Origin of the sequence: Streptomyces sp. LS1784, assembly GCF_020103755.1 — a bacterium.
Taxonomy (GTDB): domain Bacteria; phylum Actinomycetota; class Actinomycetes; order Streptomycetales; family Streptomycetaceae; genus Kitasatospora.
This window is the reverse complement of record NZ_JAHSQD010000891.1, coordinates 1-2,240: the sequence shown is the minus strand read 5'-3', so window position 1 is coordinate 2,240 and position 2,240 is coordinate 1. Positions and strand designations below refer to the sequence as shown.

Annotated in this window: 2 protein-coding genes; both read left to right on the top strand. The window is 73.5% G+C overall.

What is annotated here, in order from left to right; genetic code table 11:
- Nucleotides 1-177: 177 nt before the first annotated feature.
- Nucleotides 178-1,173 (top strand): GTP 3',8-cyclase MoaA, encoded by a 996-nt coding sequence (gene moaA, locus KS423_RS43885; protein WP_224285277.1) that lies wholly within the window; start codon nucleotides 178-180, stop codon nucleotides 1,171-1,173.
- A gap of 193 nt (nucleotides 1,174-1,366) precedes the next feature.
- Complete coding sequence (locus KS423_RS43880) at nucleotides 1,367-2,098, top strand: HNH endonuclease family protein (RefSeq protein ID WP_374120167.1); 732 nt, start codon at nucleotides 1,367-1,369, stop codon at nucleotides 2,096-2,098.
- Nucleotides 2,099-2,240: the final 142 nt, after the last annotated feature.

The window sequence follows — 2,240 nt, the reverse complement described above, 5'->3', positions numbered from 1 at the left end:
AGGGCGGCGACCGGGGCCGGTCCGGCGGGTGTCGGCACACTCTGCATGGGGCCAGCCTGCCCGGTCGGGGCCGGGGCGCGCATTGTGGGAAGCCACAAGCGCGAGCCGCACGCGGCGGCCGCGCCCCGGCGGTTCGGCCGCTGGCCGGGCCGGGCCCGGACCGCCTGTACTGGGGCGATGAACACCGCACCGCGCCCCCTGGTGGACCGCTTCGGCCGGGTCCACACCGATCTGCGGGTCTCGTTGACCGATCGCTGCAATCTGCGCTGCACGTACTGCATGCCGGCGCAGGGGCTGGAGTGGCTCGGGCGTGCCGAGGTGCTGGGCGACGACGAGGTGGTCCGGCTGGTGCGGATCGCGGTGGAGCGGCTGGGCGTGCGGTCGGTGCGGCTGACGGGCGGGGAGCCGCTGCTGCGGCGGGGGCTGGTGGGGCTGGTCGGGCGGATCGCGGCGCTGGGGGCCGAGGTGTCCCTGACGACGAACGGGATCGGCCTGGCGCATACGGCGGTCGGGCTGCGGGAGGCGGGGCTGGGGCGGGTGAACGTCAGCCTCGACACCCTGCGCCCGGAGCGCTTCGCGGCGATCACCAGGCGGGACCGCATCGGTGACGTGTTCGCGGGGCTGGCGGCGGCGAAGACGGCCGGGCTGGGGCCGGTGAAGGTGAACGCGGTGCCGGTGCGCGGGGTGAACGACGACGAGATCGCGGAGCTGGCCGGGTTCGCCGTGGCGCACGGCTACCGGATGCGGTTCATCGAGTCCATGCCGCTGGACGCGCAAGGGGCGTGGGACCGGTCCGCGATGGTGAGCGCCTCCGAGATCCTGGCGCGACTGGAGGAGCGGTTCGACCTCGTCCCCGTCGGTCGGCACGGCAACGCCCCGGCGGAGGAGTGGCGGATCGCCGGCACGGACGCCGTCGTGGGCGTGATCGCCTCCGTCACCCGGCCGTTCTGCGGCGGCTGCGACCGGGTGCGGCTGACGGCGGACGGGCAGCTGCGCACCTGTCTGTTCGCCACCGAGGAGTCGGACCTGCGGGCACTGCTGCGCGGGGGCGCCGGCGATGCGGCGATCGAGGCGGCCTGGCGGGTGGCGTTGGCGGGCAAGGGGCCCGGACACGCCATCGGCAGCGCGGAGTTCGTCCGGCCCGACCGTCCGATGTCCGCCATCGGCGGCTGACCGCACGGCGCGAACGGGGCGGGGCGCAGGACATGAACGGGTGTGAGCTTCGACATGCTCCTGGACATCGCGTGGCGTCGGCTTGACCTGCTCTTGGGGCGGCTGATCTGCTGGTTCGCCGTCAACCCGCCCCTGACCTCGGGAGTTCTCCGTGCCCGCCCGCCGCACCACGCTGTCCGCCGCCACCGTGTTCCTGATATGCGCGCTCGCGCTGGTCGGCTGGCTGATCGGCGGCCGCGACCACAAGTCGACCGGCCCCAAGGCCGACGGCACCGCCGCCCCCGCCGCAGGCGCGGGCACCAGCCCGCTCCAGAACCCGGACGGCACCAAGCCCGGCCTGGCGCCGCTGACCACCCCCGAGGAGCAGAAGGCCGGCCGGGACATCATCGCCAAGGTCACCACCGCCGCCGTCGGCACCAAGGACGGCTACGACCGCAACGAGTTCGGCCCGGCCTGGACGGACAACGTCGAGGGCGTCCCGTTCGGCGGCAACAAGTGCGACACCCGCAACGACCTGCTCGCCCGGGACGGCACGGCCGTCGAGCGCAAGGACGGCTCGGACTGCACGGTCACCGCGATGACCATCTACGACCCGTACACCGGCAAGACCGTCCAGTGGACCAAGCAGCAGGCCACCAAGATCCAGATCGACCACGTGATGCCGCTCTCCTACGACTGGCAGATGGGCGCCGGCAAGTGGGACAAGGCCAAGCGCGTCCAGATCGCCAACGACCCGCTCAACCTGATCCCCGCCGACGGCTCGCAGAACGCCTCCAAGGGCGACTCCGGCCCGGCCGCCTGGCTGCCCGCCAACACCGAGATCCGCTGCTCCTACGCGGTGCGCTTCGCCCAGGTCTCGCTGAAGTACCAGCTGCCCGTCACCGAGGCCGACAAGAAGGCCATGCTCCAGCAGTGCGGCGGCTGACGAAACGTTAATCCACGGCGGCAGAGGGCGGGTGCGATGTGCCCCGGGCGCGGGCCGGATGGTATTCGTGGGCGGTGGCTCCGATGACTTCCCGGCTCCCCCGGTCGCCCGGGCGCGCCCTGCCCGCCCTCGCCGCCGCCCT

What these genes read in the sequence shown, in the direction of transcription:
- moaA (WP_224285277.1), top strand. Translation starts at nt 178, where the DNA reads ATGAACACCGCACCGCGCCCCCTGGTGGACCGCTTCGGCCGGGTCCAC.